The sequence below is a fragment of the Marinirhabdus gelatinilytica genome, assembly GCF_003353425.1.
Taxonomy (GTDB): domain Bacteria; phylum Bacteroidota; class Bacteroidia; order Flavobacteriales; family Flavobacteriaceae; genus Marinirhabdus; species Marinirhabdus gelatinilytica.
In genome coordinates, this window is sequence record NZ_QRAO01000001.1 from 238,374 (window position 1) to 260,748 (window position 22,375).

A 22,375-nucleotide genomic window follows, 5' to 3' on the forward strand; every position below is an offset into this window, starting at 1 on the left:
TTTATAGTTTTTAAAAAATTGGTCCAATGATGGTGTTCAACCCCTGGATAAATGGAATGGCTTTATTACTGTTAGTAAAGAAAACTATTCCAAATTTTTTTTCTGGCAATACCATCATATACGCTTGAAAATCGTGGTTGTTACCCGTGTGCATATGCATCATTCCGTATTCAGTGGGCTTCTGCGCCATTCCTAATCCCCAGCCTGTTTGCCCTATTTGCTGCTTTAAAGGATTATCGTCCTTGAAGCGAGTATGTTCTTTCAACATTATAGCAAGGGTTTCTTTTTTCAATCCTTGCTGTTGCAGCAAAGCAACTAAAAACTTGGCATATTCCTTTGCCTCACTATGCAAGCTGGAATATGCATTGAAGCTCTTACCACTCCAACCACCATAGGAAGGATTGTTCTGGGTGGGTTTTCCCTCGTCATCGTGGCCAAAAGCTTTGTGCTTTTCAATATATGAATTCCAAACGAAGGTAGTGTTGGGCATACGCAGTGGTTTGGTAACTTCTTTTTGAAACAGTGCATTAAGATCACTTTTATACCCTACACCATTTAATTTTCCAATAACAGCGGCCAAGTACTGAAATGCCTCTCCTGAATACATAAAATCGGTATCCGGTTTAAATGCGAGCTTTATTTTCTTCCCCTTTGAGTGATTGGGAAACCCTGTTCGATGGGATAGCACCATACGTGCTGTAATCAACCTGTAATCTTCTTTTGAAACCTCCGCTATTCCTGGATGCGCTAAATATTTATACAGTGGCTCGTCAAGATCCAGTATGCCCTTTTCTACCATTTTCATCACAAAATAGGCGAAGATGGGTTTGCTCAACGATGCGCCCTCAAATATGGTCTTTTTATTGACAGGCTCCTTTGTTTCAGAATTAATTACACCAAAAGTATTGTGGTACACCAACTCGGAATTATTGACTATTGCAATGGACAGTCCTGGCATATCTATGGACTTCAGGATACTGTCAATCTTAGTGTCAAGTACGGTTGATGGAACTGTATTTCCTGAAACTGAAGTTATCAAGGTTTTATTTTCTTGGGAGCAACAGCTAGGAAAAGAAAACGAAATGAGCAGTAGGGCAAATAGTGATTTGATTTTTGTTTTTGATTGAATCATCTTATTGTTTTTTATTGCGAATTAATCTTTTGTAATCTGTCTTGAGCGCGTCGAAAGGCTCACATTATTTGGACAAGATGACTTTGAAAAATGTTACAAAAAATTTTTGGGTCGCTCTAGAGTACTTTCAATATATACTTCGAGATCATCTTATTGGGTGGTGTGCTTTTTCCATAAAGTTGATATGAGTTATAGTTTCCGAGGCAACCATCTGGATTTCCTGTCCGTTAAAGTATTCGTAATAGCCCTCGTGTGAGGGTTCAAGTTTATATTCTTCTTCTTTTTATGGAGAAGCGCATCCAATGAAAAACAGAAGTAGAAATAGAAATTTCTAAATACAATTTTTGGTTTCTTAAAAAACGAATGATATTAAAAATGTGGCAAAAGAAAAGCTCCCTAACAGAAACTGCTTGGGAGCTTTGAAGTACCTTGGGTGGGAATCGAACCCACACGACCGAAGTCACTGGATTTTGAATCCAGCGCGTCTACCAATTCCGCCACCAAGGCATAAACGGACGGCAAAAATAAGAAATTCTCCCAATACTCATCTACTTTTTTCTGTGAAATTGCCAAAACCACTTTTTGGTGACAAAATGTTAACTACTATTTTAGGATGCATCGTTGTATTCTTTATTTTTGTGGCACATAAATAAGCCAATCATGTCCGTTCCAACACCAGAGTCGAAGATATTTGCCTGTAAACAATCCCAACATCTCGCTGAAGCCATTGCAAAAGCCTATGGCCAGCCTTTAGGAAACGTAATCACTTCTACCTACAGCGATGGCGAGTTTCAACCCTCATTCGAAGAATCGGTTCGCGGGAGCAGGGTTTTTATTATAGGATCCACACACCCCAACAGCGACCACCTTATGGAAATGCTGTTAATGCTGGATGCCGCCAAGCGTGCTTCGGCTAGACACATAACAGCCGTGTTACCTTATTTTGGTTGGGCTAGGCAGGACAGGAAGGACAAGCCCCGTGTTCCCATTGCTGCGAAACTGGTGGCAAAAATGTTGGAGACCGCTGGAGCTACCCGTATTATCACCATGGATTTACACGCAGATCAAATTCAAGGCTTTTTTGAAAAACCTGTGGACCATTTGTTTGCCTCCACCATATTTTTACCCTATCTCAAAAGCTTAAATCTAGATAACCTTACCATCGCCTCGCCAGATATGGGAGGTAGCAAAAGGGCCTATGCCTATTCCAAAGCCCTGGAAAGCGATGTGGTAATTTGCTACAAACAAAGGGAAAAGGCCAATGTGATTTCCCACATGGAACTCATTGGCGATGTAAATGGAAAAAATGTAGTCTTGGTAGATGATATGGTAGACACAGCAGGTACCCTCACAAAAGCCGCAGACCTTATGATGGAACGTGGAGCCCTTAGCGTACGTGCCATTTGCACTCACCCTATTCTTTCAGGAAATGCTTTTGAAAAGCTGGAAAATTCAAAACTGGAAGAATTGATCGTAACAGACTCCATCCCACAAACCACAAGCCATCCAAAATTAAGGGTGCTCACCTGTGCCAATCTCTTTGCAGACGTGATGCTACGGGTAAACGAGAACCGAAGTATCAGCTCCAAATTTTTAATGTAGGGTAGGCACATCAAACGAGCAGGTTCCACGCTATTTCAGCAAGGTATTTCTTTTACCTTTCGTACCAAGAACACGATTTTTAATTTAACTAAAAAGTGATTGTGCTTGAGTGGTTTTTTCAAAAAAGCTTCATTTTTCAAAAAATGTACCGAAGGCACTTTGTTCTATTTCCCAAAAGCATTACATTTGCACCCCTCAAAATGAGGAATTTATTAATTTTTAAAAATCAAGATGAAATCAATTACAATTAACGGATCTAAAAGAGAAAGCGTGGGCAAGAAAGCAACCAAAGCCCTACGTAATGCTGGAAAGGTTCCTTGCGTCGTGTACGGAGGAGATGAGCCTATTCACTTTTCAGCAGATGAACTGGCCTTCAACAAACTAGTGTACACACCAGACGTGCACACAGTTGTGGTTGAGCTAGAAAATGGTACCACTGTGCGTGCCATTTTGCAAGACATACAATTTCACCCTGTGACAGACAGGATTTTACACGCAGACTTCTATCAAATATTTGATGATAAGGAAGTAATGATGGAAATCCCTGTACGTATCACAGGAAATTCACGTGGTGTTAGAAACGGTGGTGTACTTCGTGTAGTTAACCGTAAACTTCGTGTAAAGGCAGTACCGGACAAATTACCAGATTTTATTGAGGTAGATATTACAGAGATGAAAATTGGAGATATCCGTACCGTGGCATCTGTACTCAATGACGATTACAAGATTCTGCACGAAGAATCCAGAACCATTTGCCAAGTAAGAACATCTCGTACCGCAATCGCAGATCTTGAAGATGAAGACGAAGAAGAAGGAGAAGAAGGAGAAGTGGCTGCAGACGAAGTTCCAGCTACCGAGGTTAGTGACGAAGCTGCAGTAAAGGAATAATACTGCAAAAACATAAAGTTTCAACAAAGCATCCTGTACTTCGGGATGCTTTTTTTATTTTTACTGAAGTTTAAATGAACTTATGATTTCTTTCCTTCAGAAGTTATTTGGAAATAACCAGAAAAACAAACAACCCCTTTTGGAAGGTGACGACGCTATGAAAAAATTCCTAATCGCCGGTCTTGGAAATATTGGCCCAAAATACCACAATACCCGCCACAACATAGGCTTTAAAATGTTGGACTTTTTAGCAGAAGAAAACGACCTAACTTGGGAATCGGCCAGGCTTGGAGATATTACCGTACACAAAAAGAAAGGCCGTTCGTTTTTGTTACTGAAACCTAGCACCTATATGAACTTGAGCGGAAAAGCCGTTAAATACTGGATGGACCAAGAAAAAATACCGCTGGAAAACCTCTTGGTAATCACGGACGACCTTAACCTCCCCTTTGGCACCCTACGAGTAAAGACCAAGGGTAGCGATGGCGGCCACAACGGTTTAAGGGATATCCAACAGGTGTTGCAAACCACAAAATATCCGCGGTTCAGGTTTGGGATAAGCGATGCCTTCAATAAAGGACGGCAGGTAGATTATGTACTTGGCGAATGGTCTCCCGAAGAGGAAGCAAAACTCCCCGAAAGACTCAAAAAAGGTTCAGAAATCATCGAATCTTTTGGATTGGCCGGCATAAACAACACCATGAACACCTATAACGGAACCTAAATGCAAGAACACCGTCCCGCTTCAGCATATACTAACGAGACACCTTCGGTACTTACCATTGGCACTTTCGATGGCGTACATATTGGGCACAGGGCCATTTTGAACCGTTTGGTTACTTCAGCACAAAAAGAGGGGTTGCAATCGGTTTTGCTCACGTTTTTCCCACATCCCAGAATGGTGCTTCAAAAAGACACCAACATACAAATGCTCAACACGCTTTCAGAAAAAAAAGCATTACTGGAACAAACTGGCTTGGACCATTTGGTCATACATCCGTTTACCAAGCAGTTTTCAAGAATGACCGCCGTTGAGTACGTTCGGGATTTCTTGGTAAATAAGTTAAAAGCAAAAAAAATAATTATTGGCTACGACCATCGCTTTGGCCGCAACCGCACCGCAAATATTGTAGACCTCAAGGAAATGGGCATAACCTATGGTTTTGAAGTGGAAGAAATAAGCGTACAGGAGCTGGACGATGTGGCGGTGAGTTCCACAAAAATCAGGAAAGCACTCTGGGAAGGAGATGTCACTACCGCAAACAACTATTTAGGCTACCCGTACATGATTACTGGAACCGTGGTAAAAGGTAAGGGAATAGGAAAAACGTGGCACTATCCCACCGCAAACCTACAACCGTCCCAGGAGTATAAACTCATCCCAAAAAACGGCGTGTATGTTACCAAAGCACTTATGAAAGGCGAAAAGAAATACGGCATTACCAGCATAGGCACCAATCCCACTGTGGGTGGGAAAAAAAGGACCATTGAAACTTTTTTCTTGGATACTGAAGCAAATCTGTACGGGGAAGGTTTACAGCTCGAATTCCTTAAATTCATTCGTAACGAAGCCACTTTTGAAACTGTGGAGAAACTAAAAGATGCCATTAAAGAGGACGAAACGTTTGCCAGGAAATACATAGCCGAGAATGGATAAATTTCTCTTCAAACATATTGACAATACAGGACTCGTTCTTTGGCGAGTAGTGTTTGGTGCACTAATTGCCATCGAGGCATTTGGGGCCATTGCTACCGGATGGTTACGGCGCACCCTTATCGAGCCTACGTTTACCTTCAATTTTATAGGTTTGGATTTTTTGCAGCCGCTTCCTGGAAATGGGATGTATTACTACTTCGTGCTTATGGGAATCTTTGGGCTGTTGGTCTTGGTGGGCTACAAATATCGCTTTAGCATGGCCTGTTATGCCCTTATGTGGAGTTGTGTGTATCTCATGCAAAAAACCTCTTATAACAACCACTATTATTTAATGATGCTGTTATGCTGGCTTATGGTGTTTCTACCGGCCAACCGTTGGTTTTCCTTGGATGCAAAACTCAATCCGGCTCTAAAATCGCCTTCTGTCCCACGGTGGACATACCTGGTCGTGATATTTCAGGTGTGGATCGTGTACACCTATGCATCGGTAGCCAAGTGGTACCCAGATTGGCTGGATGCAACCGTAACCGAACTATTTATGAAAGGCAAAGCGGACTATTGGCTCATTGGTCCGCTATTGCAGTTGGATTGGGTACACTGGGCCATTGCCTATGTGGGTATATTCTTCGATCTGCTCATCGTGCCACTCATGCTCTGGAGACGTACCAGACTGCTCGGTTTTATTGTTTCGGTGTTTTTTCACCTTTTCAACTCCATTGTTTTTCAAATTGGTATTTTTCCGTATATGAGCATGGCGTTCGCCCTATTCTTTTTCTCTTCTGAAATTTTACAGAAACGTTTCCTTCCAAAGAAACCATTATATACTGCTGGCGAGGTAAAAGTGCCCAACTACAAACCGCTGCTCATTAGCGTATTCTCCATATTCTTTATAGTCCAGATAGGACTGCCCCTGCGCCACTGGGCATTTAAGGACGACGTGCTCTGGACCGAGGAAGGTCACCGTTTGAGCTGGCGCATGATGCTGCGTAGCAAAGGTGCCAGCCTCATCGTGTACACAAAGGACAAAAATGGCGGGGAGAGAAAAGTATACCCCTACCAAAAATTATTGAGCAAAAAACAACGCCGTTCTGTAAAGAGCAAACCCGATATGCTGTGGCGCCTGGCACAGGAGGTCAAAAAAGCCGAGGCAGAGGAAGGCAGGGACGTGCAGGTATTTATGGATGTAAAGCTGAAGGTAAACGGAGGCGTATACCACCAATTTATAAAGCCCGATGTAGATATCGCCGCGCAAGATTGGCACCCCTTAAAACACCACGAATGGCTGGAGCCTTCCCCTGCAGATTATCACAAAAAATAGGACAAAAAAGAACGGCATTGAAAATTGCCTTAAAACCTCCAATTTAGCTAACTTTACACCCTTAAATTCTTTCTGAAAATGCTACAAGTACACGACATACGCGCAAATAAAGATGCTTACATCAATGCTCTAAAAAAAAGAGGGCTGGATGTTTCCGAAGACATTGAAAATATATTGGAGGCAGACGAAAACCGTCGTGCTACACAAACCAAGTTGGACGAAACCCTTGCCCAGAGCAATACATTTTCCAAAGAAATAGGGATGCTCTTTAAAAGTGGCGAGACCCAAAAAGCAAACATCCTAAAAGAAAAAACCAGTAAACTGAAAGAAGATTCCAAACGTTTTCAGGAAGAACTGAATGCCGCAGTAGAAACATTGGACAATTTGCTGTACACCATTCCCAATATTCCCCACGAGCTGGTACCCGCTGGCACGGACGAGAACGACAACGAAGAAGTCTTTGCCGAAGGGGACATACCTACACTTGACAATGAGGCCCTACCACACTGGGAACTGGCTAAAAAATATGATCTTATAGATTTTGAATTGGGCGTAAAGGTAACGGGTGCAGGCTTTCCAGTATACAAAGGAAAAGGTGCTCGCTTACAACGCGCTTTGATAAGCTATTTCCTGGACAAAAACACCGAAGCGGGCTACACCGAATACCAAGTTCCCCATTTGGTGAACGAGGATTCTGCCCGTGGCACAGGACAACTGCCAGATAAAGAAGGCCAAATGTATCACGTAACGGGAGACGATCTCTACCTTATCCCTACTGCCGAAGTGCCGGTGACCAACCTTTTTAGGGGCGATTTGTTACCCCATACCCAACTGCCCATTACCTGCACGGGCTACACGCCCTGTTTCCGTAGGGAAGCTGGCAGTTACGGCGCACACGTAAGAGGGTTGAACAGATTGCACCAATTCGATAAAGTTGAAATTGTACGTATTGAGCATCCGGACAACAGCTACAAAGCCCTGGATGGAATGGTGGAACATGTAAAGAACATACTACGCGAACTCAAACTCCCGTACCGTATCCTTAGATTATGTGGAGGGGATTTAGGGTTCACCTCAGCACTCACCTACGATTTTGAAGTGTTCAGCACTGCGCAGGATAGATGGTTGGAAATCTCTTCAGTATCTAATTTTGAAACGTTCCAGGCCAATAGATTGAAGCTTCGTTTCAAAGATGGGGACGGAAAGAACAAACTGGCACATACCCTTAACGGAAGCGCACTGGCACTACCAAGAGTATTGGCCGGGATCCTAGAAAACTACCAGACCGAGAATGGTATAAACATACCGGATGTATTAGTGCCCTATTGTGGGTTCGATAGGATTGACTAGCTTATTTTAAAGCATAAATTAAACAGTAGTATACATACCATTTCAAAATTTATACCGTAAAAAGGTTTGGCGCAATAGTTGTAGCTTCAAAGAAAGTTTTACTAATCTCTAATTCCTCGCATCTCGTACCTAAATTTGTATATTTACCCCTATGCGTATCCTATTGTTCATATTGTTGTTAACCTTTTCAGTGGGTAGCTTTGCCCAAAGTGAGGCTTTGGCCAAAAATTATTTTGAGCAGGGTGAGTATGAAAAGGCACTCTCCATCTATAAAAAACTGTTGAAATCCAATCCCGAGAGGCTTAACTACCTTACTGCAACTGTGGAGATTTACCAACAACTGGAGCAGTTTGAAGAAGCCGAGATACTCCTGCGCGACCAATTAAATTCAAGACGAAGGCTCCCACAGTTATACGTAGAACTGGGACACAACTATACATTGCAGGACAAAGATTCCCTAGCAACCCAAGCCAATAAACAGGCCATAGCCTTTTTACAGCAAAACCCCCACTACGCGTTCAACATTGGCAAAGCGTTTGAGTCGTATAGCTTGTTGGACGAAGCCGTACAAACCTACGAGATTGCCATGCAGTTGGAGCCGGGGATCAACCTCAATCCGCAGTTGGCAAGGATCTATGGCGAGCAGGGCGAACTGGAAAAAATGTTCAGCGCCTATTTGGATTTAATGCAGGAAAAACCTTCCTACCGAAGCATTGCACAGCGTAATTTCAGCCTCTACGTTTCAGAAGACCCCAATTACGAGGCAAATACGATCCTTCGGAAGACACTGCTGGAAAGGCTTCAGGAAAATCCTGATATACTCTATAACGAGTTGCTAAGTTGGTTGTTCATTCAGCAAAAGGAATACAAGAAAGCATTCATCCAAGAAAAGGCGATTTACAAACGAAAGGGCGAAGATCTTTCGGGCATAGTGGATTTGGGTTTTATAGCCTTGAATGACGAAGATTATAAAAATGCCGAAGTTGCCTTTAACTATGCCATAGAGAACAGTGCCACACCCGAGGAAAAACTGCGCAACAACCAATATTTAATGAAGATAAAGCTGGAAACAGCAACCGAAAAAGAGTATCCAGCCATTGCACAAGGGTTTGAAGCGCTGCTGGATACCTACGGAAGGGGAAAACAAACCTATATGCTCCAAATAGATTACAACCACTTTCTGGCCTTCAATATGGGTAAAAAGGACGACGCCATCGCCAACCTAAAAGAACTGGCAAAGGAACCCATGAGCAGGTATCAGGAAGCCCGTGTAAAGATGAAACTGGCAGATATCTTGGTGTTCAGCGAGCAATTTAACCAAGCACTCATTTACTATTCACAAATTCAGAACAAGGTTAAAAACGACGTGCTAGCACAGGAAGCCCGCTTTAAGGTAGCCAAAACAAGTTATTATAAAGGAGATTTTGAGTGGGCACAGGTACAACTGGACGTACTTAAAAAATCGGCATCACAGCTCATTGCAAACGATGCTATGCAACTTAGCTTGATGATTCGCGACAACTCACTGGAAGACTCTACACAAACCGCATTGAAGAAATTTGCAAAAGCCGAATTACTTTCCCTACAGAACAAAGACCAGCAAGCCATTACAGCCTTGGCCGATATCCTGGAAAACCACAAGGGTGAAAAAATTGAGGACGAAGCCTTGCTGAAACAAGGAAAAATGTATGAAAAGATTGGCGTACTGGACAAGGCAGAGGCCAATTACCTAAAGCTCATTCAGTTTTACAAGGAAGATATCCTCGCAGACGATGCCTATTATGCCCTCGCAAAACTTTACGAGAACAAGCTCGCTCAACCTGAGAAGGCCAAGGAATACTACGAGCAGATAATCTACGATTTTGCCGATAGTATTTACTTTGTAGAAGCTCGTAAACGCTTCAGGACGCTTCGGGGCGATGCTATTGAATAATACGTATAAATCATTTCCTATTTTGTAACTTTAACCCATGCGGGGAACCAAAAAAATAGACTGGCTGAACCATTTTCTCGAGTTTATCGTTGTGGTGATTGGTATTCTGTTGGCATTTCAGCTCAACACCTGTCGCGAGGCAAAAAAGGAGGATAATCTTGTGGAAAGCCACGTAAAAAATGTGGTAGAAGAGACACAATTCAACAAACAACAAATAGAGGGGAGCCTTGAAACGTCTAAAACCCTGTTGCAAAAGCTAGACACCCTTATCAACTTAACAGCACAGAAGGAACTCGACCGAAATTCAGCACACATCCTATCCATGGAACTGATGTCGCTGGACTATATGTACTTAAAGAAGAACGCCTACAACTCGTTGGTGGAAACTGGGGATATCCGGTTTATGGATAATTCACAACTTCAAAAAGACATTATTAGCCTGTATGAATATTATACTTGGCTAGAGGGATTGGACACTTCCACCAGAACTTCATATCTTGAAAATTACCTTCCCTACGCCACCAAAAATTTCGATTTAATACACTACCAAGCCCAAGCTGCAGAGGTGTACACCAATAAGTTGTTCCGTAACTATCTTTCGGTTTACAGGTATTCGCTTCGATACAGGCAACAAAAGCAAGAAGACCTCTTGGCCATTGTGGATGAATTTTTGATAAAATACACACCCTAACAGTACCTTATGATTATATACAACGTAACCGCAAATATAGATGCCAGCATTCATGATAGATGGTTGGAATGGATTAAAGAACACATCCCCCAAGTTCTGGCTACTGGTCACTTTACCGAAGCAAAGCTCACTAAAGTATTGATAGATGAAGAGATGGGCGGGACCACCTACTCCATTCAGTATAGGGCAAAATCGAGAGAAGATCTTGAAAACTACTATAAAAACCACGCCGAAAAACTTCGAAATGAAGGGCTTCGTCTATTTGCCGACAAAATGCTGGCTTTCCGTACCGAGCTTGAGGTACTCGACGAATATTCAGTTAATTTTCCTTCTTAAATGAGCGTTAGAGCAAAAAAACACTTAGGGCAACATTTCCTGAAAGATGAGAACATAGCCCAAAAAATTGCCAATACACTTACCTTGGACGGGTATAGGCATGTACTGGAGATTGGACCCGGAATGGGCGTACTCACAAAATACCTCATTGAGAAACCTGTTGATGTCGTGGCGATGGATCTGGACAGCGAGTCTATTACCTACCTCATCGAGAAGTATCCAAACGAAAACTTACAGATACTCGAAGCAGATTTTCTGAAAAGAGATATTTCTGAAATATTTGGCGACCAGCCCTGTGCCATCACGGGTAATTTCCCGTATAATATTTCTTCCCAAATTGTTTTTAAGGCGATCGAAAACCGTGCGAAAGTCCCTGAATTTACAGGGATGTTCCAAAAAGAGGTCGCCCAACGTATCTGCGCCCAGGAGGGTAACAAAACCTACGGAATCCTTTCAGTATGGGCACAGGCGTTTTATGATGCCGAATATCTCTTTACCGTAAAACCTGGGGTTTTCAATCCGCCACCCAAAGTAGATAGCGGAGTGCTTCGGTTAACCCGAAAAAAAGATTTCAAGCTTCCCTGCGATGAAAAACTACTGCTCAAAGTACTCAAAACCGGATTTCAACAACGCAGGAAAACACTTCGCAATAGTTTAAAAATCCTTAAACTTTCAGATAAACTGAAAGAAGATAGTATCTTTGGGCAACGACCCGAGCAGCTTACCGTTGCCCAATTTATCTCGCTCACCCAAAAGATAGAAAACGATGCAGTTTCAACTCACGACTGATTTTCTCTCCACCATAGAACAGCTTATTAGCGTCAAGGACGGGAACAAGCTGCGCGAGCTATTGCAGGAACTCCACTTTGCCGATATTGCTGAGATATTAGAAGAACTGGGCAGTGATGACGCCACCTATCTTATTAAATTACTGGAAAGCGACCTTACTTCGGAAGCGCTCATGGAATTGGACGACGATGTGAGGGAAAAAATCCTGAACCGTCTCTCCCCCTTGGAAATTGCCGGGGAGCTCCAAGAAATGGATTCCGATGATGCCGCCGATGTGGTAGCCGAACTGGATGACGATATCCAAAAAGAGGTGATAGACCAGATTGAAGACGAGGAGCTAGCGGCAGATATCGTGGACCTGCTCCGATATGACGAGGATACAGCGGGTGCCCTTATGGCCAAGGAGCTCGTGCAAGTAAAGGAAACATGGACCGTCGCCGGTTGCGTACGGGAAATGCGCCGCCAGGCCGAAAATGTGACGCGGGTACATTCCATTTACGTAACCAACAAAGAAGGAAAACTTACGGGAAGACTCTCTTTAAAGGACCTCCTCACCGCTGGCGAAAAAACGAAGATTGCCGAGGTATTTATACCCAAGGTAGACTACGTGACCGTGCACACCGAAAACGAGGAAGTAGCCCGAATCATGCAAAAATACGACTTGGAGGCCATCCCTGTTGTAGATGAGGACGGTGTATTGGTAGGCCGGATAACGATTGACGATATTGTAGATTTTATTAAAGAAGAAGCCGAACGTGACTACCAGATGGCGGCCGGTATCTCCGAAGACGTAGAGGCAGACGATAGTGTGTGGCAACTCACCCGCGCCCGCCTACCTTGGCTGGTGCTGGGACTGTTTGGAGGACTGGGCAGTGTGTATATCATGAAAGGTTTTGAAGAGGCTCTCAACTCCTTTCCCGTATTGTTTTTCTTTACACCGCTTATTGCAGCGATGGCGGGGAACGTTGGGGTACAGTCCAGTGCCATTATCGTGCAGGGACTTGCGAATGATAATGTAAAGGGGAGTTTGTTCAATAGGCTTGTAAAAGAAGTTGGCCTCGCTCTCATTAACGGTTGTGCGTTGGGACTGCTCGTAATTTTGTTTGGATACGCCGTGGGACAAGATGATTTGGTGAGCATAACCATTGCCGTTTCCATGCTATCGGTCATCATTGTAGCGGCGCTCATTGGTACCTTTGTGCCTATAATTTTAGACAAGCGCGGCATAGACCCCGCCATTGCCACAGGGCCTTTTATCACTACGAGTAACGATATTTTTGGGATTTTCCTGTTTTTCTATATCGCAAAACTCATCTTAGGATTTTGAAGGTTTTTTCAGAAAACATTACGGTACCCAAGACGGCTATTGACGAGAACGGCCACGTAAACAACATTATCTATTTACAATGGTGTATTGATACTGCTGAAAAGCACTGGTTCGCCAAATCCCCACAACACTATCAAGAGAGTCATTTTTGGGTGGTGCTGGAACATACTATTACCTATAAAAACCCAGCGTTTGAAGGTGAAGAACTATTGGTGGAAACCTGGGTAACCGTTGCCGAAGGCGTAAAGAGTGAAAGGCATTACAAAATAAGCAGGCCCAAGGATGGAATGGTTATGGTAACCGCAAAAACACTCTGGTGCTTCGTGGAGCTGGACACACAAAGGCCGGCAAGGATTCCGGAGGAGATTTGTAGGTTGTTTGTGTAATGGTCCCCTTGAGGGGGGAATAAATGTTTTAATAAACATATCTATCTGAAAGCGTAAAACATTCTTTCGCACATTTTTTCGGTTTTCCAGTTTTGATTTTCTACTTTTAAGAAATGAAAATCCTCCACCTAGACCAAAACCATCCGTTACTCCTAAAACAACTGGAGCAGGCAGGGTTTTCGAATACCGAGAACTATACGGGAAGCAGGGCCGAAATTGAAGGAATCATTGCTCCCTACCACGGGATCGTGATCCGTAGCCGCTTTAAGATTGACAAACAATTTCTGAACGCTGCCAAAAACCTGAAATTTATCGCACGTGTGGGCGCAGGGCTGGAAAGTATCGATATCCCCTATGCCGAAAAAAAGGGCGTCCAACTCTTTGCTGCCCCCGAAGGAAACAGAAACGCCGTGGGCGAACATACATTGGGGATGCTATTGTCACTCTTTAATAAACTGAATGCGGCAGACCAGAGCGTAAAATCTGGGCAATGGCAACGCGAGGCACATCGTGGGATGGAGCTAGATGGCAAGACCGTGGGCATTATTGGCTATGGAAATATGGGTAAAGCGTTTGCAAAGAAATTAAGCGGTTTTGACTGTACGGTACTCTGTTACGATATAAAGGAAGAGGTGGGCGACCGCAACGCTACGCAAGTTGCACTAAAAACCATTCAAGAAATGGCCAATGTGGTGAGCCTGCACACCCCGTGGACCCCACAAACCGATAAGATGGTCAATTCCAGTTTTATCAACAGTTTTCAAAACCCTTTTTGGTTTCTTAACACCGCCCGTGGCAAGAGTGTGGTGACAAAAGATTTGGTTTCGGCCTTGGAAAGCGGTAAAATTTTGGGGGCGGGACTGGACGTTTTGGAATATGAAAAATTGTCGTTCGAGTCGCTTTTCAGCAATGAGATGCCTTCAGAATTTAAAAAATTGATCGCTATGCCCAACGTACTGCTCACCCCACATGTAGCGGGCTGGACCGTGGAGAGCAAGAAAAAACTCGCAGAGACCATCGTAGAAAAAATAACCGAACATTTTCCTAACCCATAAACTAAAATTCATGCAATACCAAGCAGAAACCGTAGACGACTACATAGACCAAATCCCCGAAGAACGGCAAGGACCCGTACAAAAGTTCCGTGAGATTTTTCAAAAGAACCTCCCCGCAGGGTTCGAGGAAGGAATCCTTTACAAAATGATAGGCTTTTACGTGCCGCATTCCCTGTACCCCGATGGCTACCATTGCAACCCTAAAGACCCGCTACCCTTTGTGAACATTGCCTCACAGAAAAATTTTATAGCATTATACCACAGTGGGATTTATGCCAAAAAAGAACTGTACGATTGGTTTGTAGCTGAATATCCCAAGCACTGTAAATACAAGTTGGATATGGGCAAGAGTTGTGTGCGCTTTAAGAAAATAGACGATATCCCCTACCAACTCATTGAAGAACTGGCTGGTAAAATGACGCCACAGGAATGGATTGAAATTTATGAAACAGCCATAAAAAAGAAATAAATATGAAAAATAGAGTTACGGGAATAGGCGGTTTGTTCTTTAAGACCAAGGACCCCAACGCTACAAAAGAATGGTACAAGAAACATTTGGGCTTTAATACGGACCAGTGGGGCTGCACTTTTTGGTGGCGTGACGAGGAAGGCAACAAATGTTCCACCCAGTGGAGTCCTTTCCCGCAGGATACCAAGTATTACAAACCCAGCAAAAAGGATTTTATGTTCAACTATCGGGTGGAGAATTTGGTGGAATTGTTAAAAGTGCTGAAGAAAGAAGGCGTAGAGGTTATAGGCGAGATCCAAGAGTTTGAATATGGTAAGTTTGGTTACATTATGGACAATGATGGCAACAAGATAGAACTTTGGGAACCCGTAGACAGTGCTTTTGAGTAATACATGGATTATTACGTCCATTTTAAAAATTATTTATACATTTAACCCTCAACCAAATACAAACAATTATGTCTGAAAACAACACTGAAGGTTACGATAGCACGAAGAGCAGTGCCGAACGTGCCGCAGAAAACCTAGGAAACGAAGCCAACAAAGCCGCAAACGAATTCAAGGAAGGGTGGAACCAAGCAACCCATACCGAAGAGAACAAAAAAATGCTCGCAGGTATTTTGGGAATTGTAATAGGTTCTTTGGGGATTCATAAATTTATTTTAGGGTATACCCAAGAAGGGATTATCCAAATAGTAATAACAGTTGTTACTTGTGGCATAGGTGGAATCATAGGATTGATTGAAGGTATCATCTATCTCACCAAAAGTGACGAAGAGTTTTACCAAACCTACCAAGTAGGTAAAAAAGGATGGTTCTAAACTAAGTCTATGGAAAATCAACAATCAAATAGTAGTTTCGACAATACCCCACCAGTAGAGAACAAAAAGATGCTGGCTGGACTATTGGGAATTTTTCTTGGCGGCTTTGGAGCCCACAAATTTGTTTTGGGATATACACAGGAGGGACTTATCCTGTTGGGCATATTACTGCTCTCTTTCCCGCTTATGTGTATCGTTATTGGCGCATTTACTATGTATATACCCATAATTATAGGTCTTGTTGAAGGCATCATCTACATCACCAAAAGTGATGAGGAGTTTTACCAAACCTACCAAGTGGGCAAGAAGCCTTGGTTTTAAAAGTAACCCTATCACCTGATTTATAGTTACTCGAACGATTAAAGCTTTCAGAAAAAACACTGAAAGCTTTTTTATTTCATAATTACATCGTAATATTGCAATAACAAAATTATATATCATGGGCGTAACAAAAAGACATATCCATCCAATGCAGGCCAACAAGCTGGCAGACTATGCAAAGGTGCTTAGCAATCCCGCACGCGTGGCCATTCTCAACTATATAGGCGACTGCGAAGGTTGTTTGTGCAAGGATATTTCAGAAAAAATTAGACTATCGCAACCCACCACCTCCCAGCATTTGCAGGTAATTAAAAAGATAGGCCTGCTTAAAAGTAAGTTTGAAGGCAAGAGCCAATACTACAGAATCAACGTGGACAAACTGAATGAGCTAAAATCATTGTTTCAGGAATTTTTTGAAACTACCGAATCCAAATGCTGTTAACACAACCTTAAAACAAATCATTATGAATATCTCACAATTTTTAGAACTGCTACAACAACACAAAAGCAAATCGTTGTTGTTTCAATACGCACCCCAACAATTGGTGGGGGCCAACTACCATATTACCGAGGTAAAGCACGTGCAAATAGACTCGGTAGATTGTGGTGCACAAACCGACTCGTGGAACGAAACCATCATTCAACTTTGGGAAAGTCCTTCTGAAATAGGGAAAACCGAATATATGTCCGTCACTAAAGCATTGGGCATCCTCAACAAGGTAGGAAAAATGAAGTCTTATGATACAAGCAGCGAAGTTAAGTTTGAGTACAGCAATGCGCTCTTCCACACTGCGCAATTGTTTGTGAACGATTACGAAATCTACGGAAACAACTTAGTGATGAACCTCGCCATCCAAAAAACCGATTGCAAGGCCAAGGAGCTCTGTGGTGTGCCAGAACCTGCAGCAGCTAGTGCGGGAAATTCTAACAGCTGTGCACCTGGAAGTGGGTGCTGCTAGTTTCTTTTAACAACAAAAAATAAAACTATGAAAAACGTACTCGTACTGTGTACCGGAAACAGTTGCCGAAGCCAGATGGCACAGGGTTACCTTAAAAAATTTGCAGATAACAAAGCCAAAATCTATAGTGCAGGGATAGAGACCCACGGACTCAACCCAGGTGCTGTGGCCACGATGCAACGTGATGGGATAGACATTTCAAACCAAACCTCTAACCATGTAGATGAATACGAAGGCATTGATTGGGATTACATTATTACCGTTTGCGACCACGCCTACGAGAACTGTCCGTTTATTCCTGCCCCCAACGCCAAACGCTTGCACCACAATTTTTACGATCCTTCAAAATTTGAAGGTTCCGAAGAAGCGACCAAAGCTGCTTTTGACAAAGCGAGGGATGAAATAAAGGAATATTGTCGTAGCTTTACAGAAGACCATCTGTAAACTATGTCGCTTGTTGTAAACATCCTAATTGCCGTAATCGCTTTGCTGCATCTCTACTTCCTATATTTCGAGATGTTTGCCTGGACTACCAAGGGACCTAAGATTTTTCGAGGATTTCCCAAACCACTTTTTGCGCAGACCAAAGCCATGGCGGCCAACCAGGGATTATACAATGGTTTCTTGGCGGCAGGGCTCATCTGGACATTTTTTATTGAGAACGAAGCCTGGCGCCTGTACATTTCAATTTTCTTTTTAAGCTGTATTATGGTCGCTGGTATATACGGTGCATTCACGGTATCGAAGAAAATTTTCACGATACAGGCGCTTCCAGCAATCATCGCTTTGATTTTGCTGCATCTGTAAAGATTATTTTGTATCTTTTCAGTAGAAAAATTGCCCGATGAAAACCCCCCAAAGATTTGAAACGGCCATACATAAATTGTACACTGCCTTCCACAACAACAGCTTGCATCCACAATGTTGCAAGCAGTGTGCCGTGGGAACCTTGTTGGACGGTAAGGAATTCTGGAAACATTTAAGTGACGACCATGGGAGCTACCAATTAAATTATGTGGGCCGCGTACACGAAGCAATGGGTAGGACGTTCAATGGGTATTCGCCTTCACAATTGCTTCAAATTGAAAGAGCTTTTTTACGTGGCTGTGGGTACCAATTACCATTGCACCACTCCCATTTCACACCAACCCAACCCAAGGACACAGATGTTCTTTTCGAAGGGCTCCAGGCAGCTATACAAGTATTGTACGCTATGGAAGGGTTGGACTACGACACCTCTCATCTCTATGGTATTCCTTCAGAAAAAATTACTGCCAAGGCATATTCAATACAGTAATACAGTGGTTGCGCCAGTATACCAAAACACATACGTTTAACAAAATTTTGTGCAAAACCCAGCCTATTGCTTTGTATATTAGTAATGTAACAAAAAACCATACATTCTCATGAAATATTTAGTACTATCGCTCCTAGCCATTTCACTTGTTTTTACATCTTGTGAAGACAAAGAAAAAACCGACCTGATGGCGCAATACGACACCCTTTTGAACCAACGTGATAGCATTATGACACATCACGAAAATTTTGTGGAAATGCACGAGAGTCTCTCTGCTGCACACAAAAAACTGAGCCAACAATTGGAAGGCATGACTATAAACGACTCCACAGTTCTGGAAAAACTAGCACGACACGAAGCTATTTTTGCTGAACACGAAGCCAATATGAAAGGACATGCTTCCTTAAAGGACTCTCACAAAGACCTAAAATCCAACTTTATGGACGGGACCATGAGCAAAGATGCAATGAAAGCACAAATTGATGAAATGAAAGAACAACATGGAACAATGATGAACCATCATGATAAAATGATGCGGGAGCATGAGGCCATTAAAGAGGAGCATGAGGAAATCATGAAAAACCTGAATAGCTACGGCACCAAAGACGAAAGCTAGATTTTAAATAGTAAAAATGATAACTCTATGGACAGTTTAAAGTTACAAACTGTCCATTTTTAATATAATTGATATGGATAAACAACCCAAATTCAGTAATTTAAAAGCATTGTACATTAACTGTACCCTCAAGAAAACACCCAGAATGAGCCATACCAAGGCATTAATGGATGTCTCTATAAACATCATGCGAAGCGAAGGTGTAACGGTAGAGTATTTACGCTTCGTAAACCACGATATTGCCTATGGGGTATATCATGATATGACGGAGCACGGCGCCGATAAGGATGAATGGCCCGAAATCTGGGAAAAAGTGGAAGACGCCGATATTTTGGTAATCGGGACCCCTATCTGGTTGGGTGAAAAATCCTCTGTGGCCACAAAACTCATTGAGCGACTCTATGCCGAAAGTGGAAAACGTAACGAAAAAGGCCAGTATTATTTCTACGGAAAAGTAGGTGGATGCATCATAACCGGCAACGAGGACGGTATTAAACATGTAGCTATGGGAACACTCTACGCACTCCAGCACATAGGCTACAGCATCCCCCCACAAGCCGATTGTGGATGGATTGGCGAGGCAGGGCCAGGCCCCAGTTACAATGATGAAGAAAGCGGAGCCAAGAACAACGATTTTACCAACCGTAACACTACTTTTATGACCTATAACCTATTACACTTGGCCAAAATGTTGAAAGACCAAGGAGGCTATCCCTCCTATGGAAACTCCCGTGGCGATTGGGACGATGGCACCCGCTGGAATTTTGAAAACCCAGAATATAGATAAGTTTTTAAAAAAGATCGAATATGTCTAAACGAAACAAATTTGCCCGCATAGGGATGGCAACCAAAGGATTGGTCTATTTACTATTGGGTGGGCTCACGGCTTTTTCGGCATTTGGTTGGGGTGGTGAAAAGGCGGGCAGTAGTGCCGCTATAGACTTTCTATCCAATAGGATATTTGGGCAAGTACTCTTGGTAGTTACCGCCATAGGGCTGTTGGGATATCTGTTTTTTCGTTGGAGGGAATCTTTTATTGGTGACTTTGAAGACAAGAACAAAGCCGTGGCTATCGTTACCAGGATAGCATATTTTGGAAGCGGTCTGTTTTACGGTCTCCTTGCATTTTCGGCACTTAAAAGTGTTATTGGTATGCAAAGTTCAGACAAGAGTAGTTTTGGTTTAACCGACCTACTCAACTCAGAATACGGATTATATATAGCTATTGTAATTGGGGTTATAGTGACCGTAAAGGCTGGTTATGAATTTTACCGTGCATTTTCAGGTTCTTTTAAGGAAAAAGTGAGTAAGGCAGAACTTTCAAAAAGCGAACATGACAAAGTGTTGAAAGCTGGTTTAGTGGGCCATACGGCAAGGGGTGTTGTTTTTGGGATTTTGGCTTTTCTTTTCTATAAAGCGGCGTTTTCTAGAAGCCGTGACGGTATGGGGCAGGAAGAAGCATTTTCTTTTATTGAAGATACTTTCGGCTGGGTTATCTTGGCGGTTATTGCTTTGGGTGTGGTTATCTATGGAGTGTTTATGATGATTTCAGCAAGATATAGCGCTATTGAATAGTTATTCCTCTTCTGAAGATTTTGACCCATTGCTATATTTTTTCTCCAATTCGGCCTGAAACTCCTCCATCACAGGTTTAACGGTACTCTCGGGCAAATCGGCAATACGAATGTACATCAACCCATCCACCGCATTGTTGAAGAGCGGATCTACGTTGAACGCCACCACTTTTGCATTCTGTTTTATGTACTTTTTAATGAGCACGGGAAGCCGTAAGGCACCTGGCTCTACCTCATCGATGAGTTTATCAAATTTGTTGAGGTCTGCTTCACTTTCGTCAAAAATAAAGTCCTTGTCGGCATCCTTCAGCTTTACTTTATATTCCTTTTTCGGTTTAATGTACTGTGCTACATAGGGATCGTAATAGTTGGATTTCATAAACTCGATCATCAAACTCTTACTGAATTCTGAAAACTTGTTGCTTATGCTCACCCCGCCAATTAAAAAACGGTGCTCTGGGTAACGCAAAGTGGTATGTACAATACCCTTCCACAATAGGAACAACGGCATAGGGCGCTGTTGGTATTCCTTGATGATAAAAGCGCGGCCCATCTCAATACTTTTGCTCATCATATCATGCAACTCTGGTTCGAAACGGAACAGATCCTGCAAGTAAAAACCATCTATCCCATAAGCGGCATAAATCTTAGAACCCAAGCCCATGCGGTATGCCCCAGCAATTTTCTTTGCATCATTGTCCCACAGGAACATATGGTGGTAGTGGTTATCAAACTTATCTATGTCTATTGCATTGTTGGTCCCTTCACCCACTTCACGGAAAGTAATCTCTCTTAAACGACCTATTTCCAAGAGAATATTGGGAATACTCTCGGTAGCGGCAAGAAAGACTTCATAATTTTTACTCTCTAACAATCGCTTATCATTAGAGCGGAGTACCTTTATCTCTGCTTCAATATTGGTAACAGGAACGGGACCAGCTATTTTTTTAGGCAGTTTGGGAAGTTTTATGGTTTTGGGGAGGGTATTGAGCAGTTTTTTCTTTTGGAATGGATTGGCGAGTACATACGTTTTCTTCCGCAAAAATTCTGTATAGCTTTCTAAAGACTCATGTTCTTTTTGGTCTTGGATTGAAATAGGGTTACCAATGCGCACTTTTAGGGTTCTTTCTTTTTGGGAGAGCAGTTCGCTAGGTAATTTTGCCGTGCGCAGGGTATCGCTCACCTTGGCCCAACGATAAAAGGACTTGCTGTTCCTTCCGTGGAAATAGATGGGTATTACCGGAACTTCTGCTTTTTTTATAAGTTTCATTGCAGCTGGCTCCCAAGACCTGTCTATAATAATATGGTCTTCCTTTTGTGTAGAAACCTCCCCGGCGGGAAATACCCCAAGGGGTTGTCCGTCCCCTAAATGTTGCAGTGCCGTTTTAAAGGCCATTATACTATTATGTGCCTCTTTGTGGTCCTCAAAAGGGTTCACGGGCATTACATAAGGTTTCAATGGCTCGATGCGGTGCAATAAAAAATTTGCTATAATCTTATAGTCCGGACGGTGTTCCAAAAGTAGTTTCAGCAATAAAATCCCGTCAATTCCCCCTAAAGGGTGGTTGGAAATGGTGATGAACGGACCGGATTTTGGAATACGCTTTAAGTCTTCTTCGGGAATTTCAAAATCTACTTCAAACTCTTCCAAAAGTGCATCTATAAATTCAAGACCGCTTAAATGCTTGTTGCGGTCGTAAATTTTATTACATGTGGAAATGTTCAGCACCTTCATGACGGACCAGCCCATTAAGGTTCCAAAAAAGCCAAATTTATCGACTTTTAATGCTTTGGCAATTTCTTTTGAAGTGACTAATCCCATCTGGTTTGGTTGTTGTGCGTAACAAAGATAGCG

At 42.7% G+C, this 22,375-nt stretch carries 27 protein-coding genes and 1 tRNA gene; 25 read left to right on the forward strand and 3 right to left on the reverse strand.

The features are described from left to right. Positions 1–10: 10 nt before the first annotated feature. Both C8D94_RS00980 and C8D94_RS00985 read right to left on the reverse strand, forming a co-directional pair. Positions 11–1,132, reverse strand: a complete 1,122-nt coding sequence (locus C8D94_RS00980) for a serine hydrolase domain-containing protein (protein ID WP_115122043.1) — start codon at positions 1,130–1,132, stop codon at positions 11–13. Between the two features lie 425 nt (positions 1,133–1,557). Beyond that, positions 1,558–1,639 (reverse strand) — tRNA-Leu (locus C8D94_RS00985). 153 nt (positions 1,640–1,792) lie between these two features. Here C8D94_RS00985 and C8D94_RS00990 point away from each other — a divergent pair. The 25 genes from C8D94_RS00990 to C8D94_RS01110 all read left to right on the forward strand — a co-directional run bounded on the left by C8D94_RS00990 (position 1,793) and on the right by C8D94_RS01110 (position 20,521). Then, positions 1,793–2,734, forward strand: a complete 942-nt coding sequence (locus tag C8D94_RS00990) for a ribose-phosphate pyrophosphokinase (RefSeq protein WP_115122044.1) — start codon at positions 1,793–1,795, stop codon at positions 2,732–2,734. A gap of 231 nt (positions 2,735–2,965) precedes the next feature. Further along, complete coding sequence (locus tag C8D94_RS00995; protein ID WP_115122045.1) at positions 2,966–3,622, forward strand: 50S ribosomal protein L25/general stress protein Ctc; 657 nt, start codon at positions 2,966–2,968, stop codon at positions 3,620–3,622. Between the two features lie 82 nt (positions 3,623–3,704). After that, the gene (pth, locus tag C8D94_RS01000; protein ID WP_115122046.1) at positions 3,705–4,346 is read left to right on the forward strand and encodes an aminoacyl-tRNA hydrolase; all 642 of its coding nucleotides are present in this window, start codon (positions 3,705–3,707) and stop codon (positions 4,344–4,346) included. Continuing rightward, positions 4,347–5,279 carry a bifunctional riboflavin kinase/FAD synthetase gene (locus tag C8D94_RS01005; RefSeq protein ID WP_115122047.1) on the forward strand — a complete coding sequence of 311 codons (933 nt, stop codon included), beginning with the start codon at positions 4,347–4,349 and terminating at the stop codon, positions 5,277–5,279. It abuts the gene before it with no gap. Then, complete coding sequence (locus C8D94_RS01010) at positions 5,272–6,597, forward strand: HTTM domain-containing protein (protein ID WP_115122048.1); 1,326 nt, start codon at positions 5,272–5,274, stop codon at positions 6,595–6,597. The genes C8D94_RS01005 and C8D94_RS01010 overlap by 8 nt, the downstream gene beginning before the upstream one ends. Positions 6,598–6,675: 78 nt before the next feature. Then, a complete protein-coding gene (serS, locus tag C8D94_RS01015; RefSeq protein ID WP_115122049.1) occupies positions 6,676–7,947 on the forward strand; it encodes a serine--tRNA ligase in 1,272 nt (423 codons plus the stop codon). A gap of 151 nt (positions 7,948–8,098) precedes the next feature. Then, positions 8,099–9,880, forward strand: a complete 1,782-nt coding sequence (locus C8D94_RS01020; RefSeq protein WP_115122050.1) for a tetratricopeptide repeat protein — start codon at positions 8,099–8,101, stop codon at positions 9,878–9,880. Between the two features lie 37 nt (positions 9,881–9,917). Next, entirely contained in the window at positions 9,918–10,571 is a 654-nt protein-coding gene (locus C8D94_RS01025; RefSeq protein WP_115122051.1) for a hypothetical protein, read from the forward strand. A 9-nt stretch (positions 10,572–10,580) separates the two neighbouring features. Beyond that, entirely contained in the window at positions 10,581–10,907 is a 327-nt protein-coding gene (locus tag C8D94_RS01030; RefSeq protein ID WP_115122052.1) for a DUF4286 family protein, read from the forward strand. Next, on the forward strand, positions 10,908–11,696 hold the full coding sequence (gene rsmA, locus C8D94_RS01035) for a 16S rRNA (adenine(1518)-N(6)/adenine(1519)-N(6))-dimethyltransferase RsmA (RefSeq protein WP_115122053.1): 789 nt from the start codon (positions 10,908–10,910) through the stop codon (positions 11,694–11,696). Next, positions 11,674–13,023 carry a magnesium transporter gene (gene mgtE, locus C8D94_RS01040; protein WP_115122054.1) on the forward strand — a complete coding sequence of 450 codons (1,350 nt, stop codon included), beginning with the start codon at positions 11,674–11,676 and terminating at the stop codon, positions 13,021–13,023. The genes rsmA and mgtE overlap by 23 nt, the downstream gene beginning before the upstream one ends. Next, positions 13,020–13,409 (forward strand): acyl-CoA thioesterase, encoded by a 390-nt coding sequence (locus tag C8D94_RS01045; RefSeq protein WP_245946161.1) that lies wholly within the window; start codon positions 13,020–13,022, stop codon positions 13,407–13,409. Before mgtE ends, C8D94_RS01045 begins: the two co-directional genes overlap by 4 nt. A gap of 113 nt (positions 13,410–13,522) precedes the next feature. Then, on the forward strand, positions 13,523–14,464 hold the full coding sequence (locus C8D94_RS01050; protein ID WP_115122056.1) for a 2-hydroxyacid dehydrogenase: 942 nt from the start codon (positions 13,523–13,525) through the stop codon (positions 14,462–14,464). A gap of 10 nt (positions 14,465–14,474) precedes the next feature. Continuing rightward, complete coding sequence (locus C8D94_RS01055) at positions 14,475–14,933, forward strand: DUF1801 domain-containing protein (RefSeq protein WP_115122057.1); 459 nt, start codon at positions 14,475–14,477, stop codon at positions 14,931–14,933. Positions 14,934–14,935: 2 nt separating this feature from the next. After that, positions 14,936–15,322 (forward strand): VOC family protein, encoded by a 387-nt coding sequence (locus C8D94_RS01060; RefSeq protein WP_115122058.1) that lies wholly within the window; start codon positions 14,936–14,938, stop codon positions 15,320–15,322. Positions 15,323–15,390: 68 nt separating this feature from the next. Beyond that, entirely contained in the window at positions 15,391–15,753 is a 363-nt protein-coding gene (locus C8D94_RS01065; RefSeq protein ID WP_115122059.1) for a TM2 domain-containing protein, read from the forward strand. A 9-nt stretch (positions 15,754–15,762) separates the two neighbouring features. Next, positions 15,763–16,074 (forward strand): TM2 domain-containing protein, encoded by a 312-nt coding sequence (locus tag C8D94_RS01070; RefSeq protein ID WP_115122060.1) that lies wholly within the window; start codon positions 15,763–15,765, stop codon positions 16,072–16,074. A 118-nt stretch (positions 16,075–16,192) separates the two neighbouring features. Next, positions 16,193–16,516, forward strand: coding sequence for an ArsR/SmtB family transcription factor (locus tag C8D94_RS01075; RefSeq protein ID WP_115122061.1), 324 nt, complete (start codon positions 16,193–16,195; stop codon positions 16,514–16,516). Positions 16,517–16,538: 22 nt separating this feature from the next. After that, positions 16,539–17,033 (forward strand): DUF6428 family protein, encoded by a 495-nt coding sequence (locus C8D94_RS01080; RefSeq protein WP_115122062.1) that lies wholly within the window; start codon positions 16,539–16,541, stop codon positions 17,031–17,033. A gap of 27 nt (positions 17,034–17,060) precedes the next feature. After that, entirely contained in the window at positions 17,061–17,477 is a 417-nt protein-coding gene (locus C8D94_RS01085) for an arsenate reductase ArsC (protein WP_115122063.1), read from the forward strand. A gap of 3 nt (positions 17,478–17,480) precedes the next feature. Continuing rightward, complete coding sequence (locus C8D94_RS01090) at positions 17,481–17,840, forward strand: DUF1304 domain-containing protein (protein WP_115122064.1); 360 nt, start codon at positions 17,481–17,483, stop codon at positions 17,838–17,840. 37 nt (positions 17,841–17,877) lie between these two features. Then, on the forward strand, positions 17,878–18,330 hold the full coding sequence (locus C8D94_RS01095; RefSeq protein ID WP_115122065.1) for a Na(+)-translocating NADH-quinone reductase subunit F: 453 nt from the start codon (positions 17,878–17,880) through the stop codon (positions 18,328–18,330). A gap of 109 nt (positions 18,331–18,439) precedes the next feature. Continuing rightward, positions 18,440–18,946 carry a hypothetical protein gene (locus C8D94_RS01100; protein ID WP_115122066.1) on the forward strand — a complete coding sequence of 169 codons (507 nt, stop codon included), beginning with the start codon at positions 18,440–18,442 and terminating at the stop codon, positions 18,944–18,946. Between the two features lie 73 nt (positions 18,947–19,019). Then, complete coding sequence (locus C8D94_RS01105; RefSeq protein ID WP_115122067.1) at positions 19,020–19,733, forward strand: flavodoxin family protein; 714 nt, start codon at positions 19,020–19,022, stop codon at positions 19,731–19,733. A 20-nt stretch (positions 19,734–19,753) separates the two neighbouring features. Continuing rightward, complete coding sequence (locus C8D94_RS01110) at positions 19,754–20,521, forward strand: DUF1206 domain-containing protein (RefSeq protein ID WP_115122068.1); 768 nt, start codon at positions 19,754–19,756, stop codon at positions 20,519–20,521. Here the strand turns inward: C8D94_RS01110 and C8D94_RS01115 are convergent, their stop codons facing one another. Then, on the reverse strand, positions 20,522–22,342 hold the full coding sequence (locus C8D94_RS01115; protein WP_115122069.1) for a GNAT family N-acyltransferase: 1,821 nt from the start codon (positions 22,340–22,342) through the stop codon (positions 20,522–20,524). Positions 22,343–22,375 lie beyond the last annotated feature (33 nt).

Excerpts from the sequence above, each read along its gene's own strand:
- C8D94_RS00980 (WP_115122043.1), bottom strand. The coding sequence starts at position 1,132 with ATGATTCAATCAAAAACAAAAATCAAATCACTATTTGCCCTACTGCTC.
- C8D94_RS00990 (WP_115122044.1), top strand. The coding sequence starts at position 1,793 with ATGTCCGTTCCAACACCAGAGTCGAAGATATTTGCCTGTAAACAATCC.
- C8D94_RS00995 (WP_115122045.1), top strand. The coding sequence starts at position 2,966 with ATGAAATCAATTACAATTAACGGATCTAAAAGAGAAAGCGTGGGCAAG.
- pth (WP_115122046.1), top strand. The coding sequence starts at position 3,705 with ATGATTTCTTTCCTTCAGAAGTTATTTGGAAATAACCAGAAAAACAAA.
- C8D94_RS01005 (WP_115122047.1), top strand. The coding sequence starts at position 4,347 with ATGCAAGAACACCGTCCCGCTTCAGCATATACTAACGAGACACCTTCG.
- C8D94_RS01010 (WP_115122048.1), top strand. The coding sequence starts at position 5,272 with ATGGATAAATTTCTCTTCAAACATATTGACAATACAGGACTCGTTCTT.
- serS (WP_115122049.1), top strand. The coding sequence starts at position 6,676 with ATGCTACAAGTACACGACATACGCGCAAATAAAGATGCTTACATCAAT.
- C8D94_RS01020 (WP_115122050.1), top strand. The coding sequence starts at position 8,099 with ATGCGTATCCTATTGTTCATATTGTTGTTAACCTTTTCAGTGGGTAGC.
- C8D94_RS01025 (WP_115122051.1), top strand. The coding sequence starts at position 9,918 with ATGCGGGGAACCAAAAAAATAGACTGGCTGAACCATTTTCTCGAGTTT.
- C8D94_RS01030 (WP_115122052.1), top strand. The coding sequence starts at position 10,581 with ATGATTATATACAACGTAACCGCAAATATAGATGCCAGCATTCATGAT.
- rsmA (WP_115122053.1), top strand. The coding sequence starts at position 10,908 with ATGAGCGTTAGAGCAAAAAAACACTTAGGGCAACATTTCCTGAAAGAT.
- mgtE (WP_115122054.1), top strand. The coding sequence starts at position 11,674 with ATGCAGTTTCAACTCACGACTGATTTTCTCTCCACCATAGAACAGCTT.
- C8D94_RS01050 (WP_115122056.1), top strand. The coding sequence starts at position 13,523 with ATGAAAATCCTCCACCTAGACCAAAACCATCCGTTACTCCTAAAACAA.
- C8D94_RS01055 (WP_115122057.1), top strand. The coding sequence starts at position 14,475 with ATGCAATACCAAGCAGAAACCGTAGACGACTACATAGACCAAATCCCC.
- C8D94_RS01060 (WP_115122058.1), top strand. The coding sequence starts at position 14,936 with ATGAAAAATAGAGTTACGGGAATAGGCGGTTTGTTCTTTAAGACCAAG.
- C8D94_RS01065 (WP_115122059.1), top strand. The coding sequence starts at position 15,391 with ATGTCTGAAAACAACACTGAAGGTTACGATAGCACGAAGAGCAGTGCC.
- C8D94_RS01070 (WP_115122060.1), top strand. The coding sequence starts at position 15,763 with ATGGAAAATCAACAATCAAATAGTAGTTTCGACAATACCCCACCAGTA.
- C8D94_RS01075 (WP_115122061.1), top strand. The coding sequence starts at position 16,193 with ATGGGCGTAACAAAAAGACATATCCATCCAATGCAGGCCAACAAGCTG.
- C8D94_RS01080 (WP_115122062.1), top strand. The coding sequence starts at position 16,539 with ATGAATATCTCACAATTTTTAGAACTGCTACAACAACACAAAAGCAAA.
- C8D94_RS01085 (WP_115122063.1), top strand. The coding sequence starts at position 17,061 with ATGAAAAACGTACTCGTACTGTGTACCGGAAACAGTTGCCGAAGCCAG.
- C8D94_RS01090 (WP_115122064.1), top strand. The coding sequence starts at position 17,481 with ATGTCGCTTGTTGTAAACATCCTAATTGCCGTAATCGCTTTGCTGCAT.
- C8D94_RS01095 (WP_115122065.1), top strand. The coding sequence starts at position 17,878 with ATGAAAACCCCCCAAAGATTTGAAACGGCCATACATAAATTGTACACT.
- C8D94_RS01100 (WP_115122066.1), top strand. The coding sequence starts at position 18,440 with ATGAAATATTTAGTACTATCGCTCCTAGCCATTTCACTTGTTTTTACA.
- C8D94_RS01105 (WP_115122067.1), top strand. The coding sequence starts at position 19,020 with ATGGATAAACAACCCAAATTCAGTAATTTAAAAGCATTGTACATTAAC.
- C8D94_RS01110 (WP_115122068.1), top strand. The coding sequence starts at position 19,754 with ATGTCTAAACGAAACAAATTTGCCCGCATAGGGATGGCAACCAAAGGA.
- C8D94_RS01115 (WP_115122069.1), bottom strand. The coding sequence starts at position 22,342 with ATGGGATTAGTCACTTCAAAAGAAATTGCCAAAGCATTAAAAGTCGAT.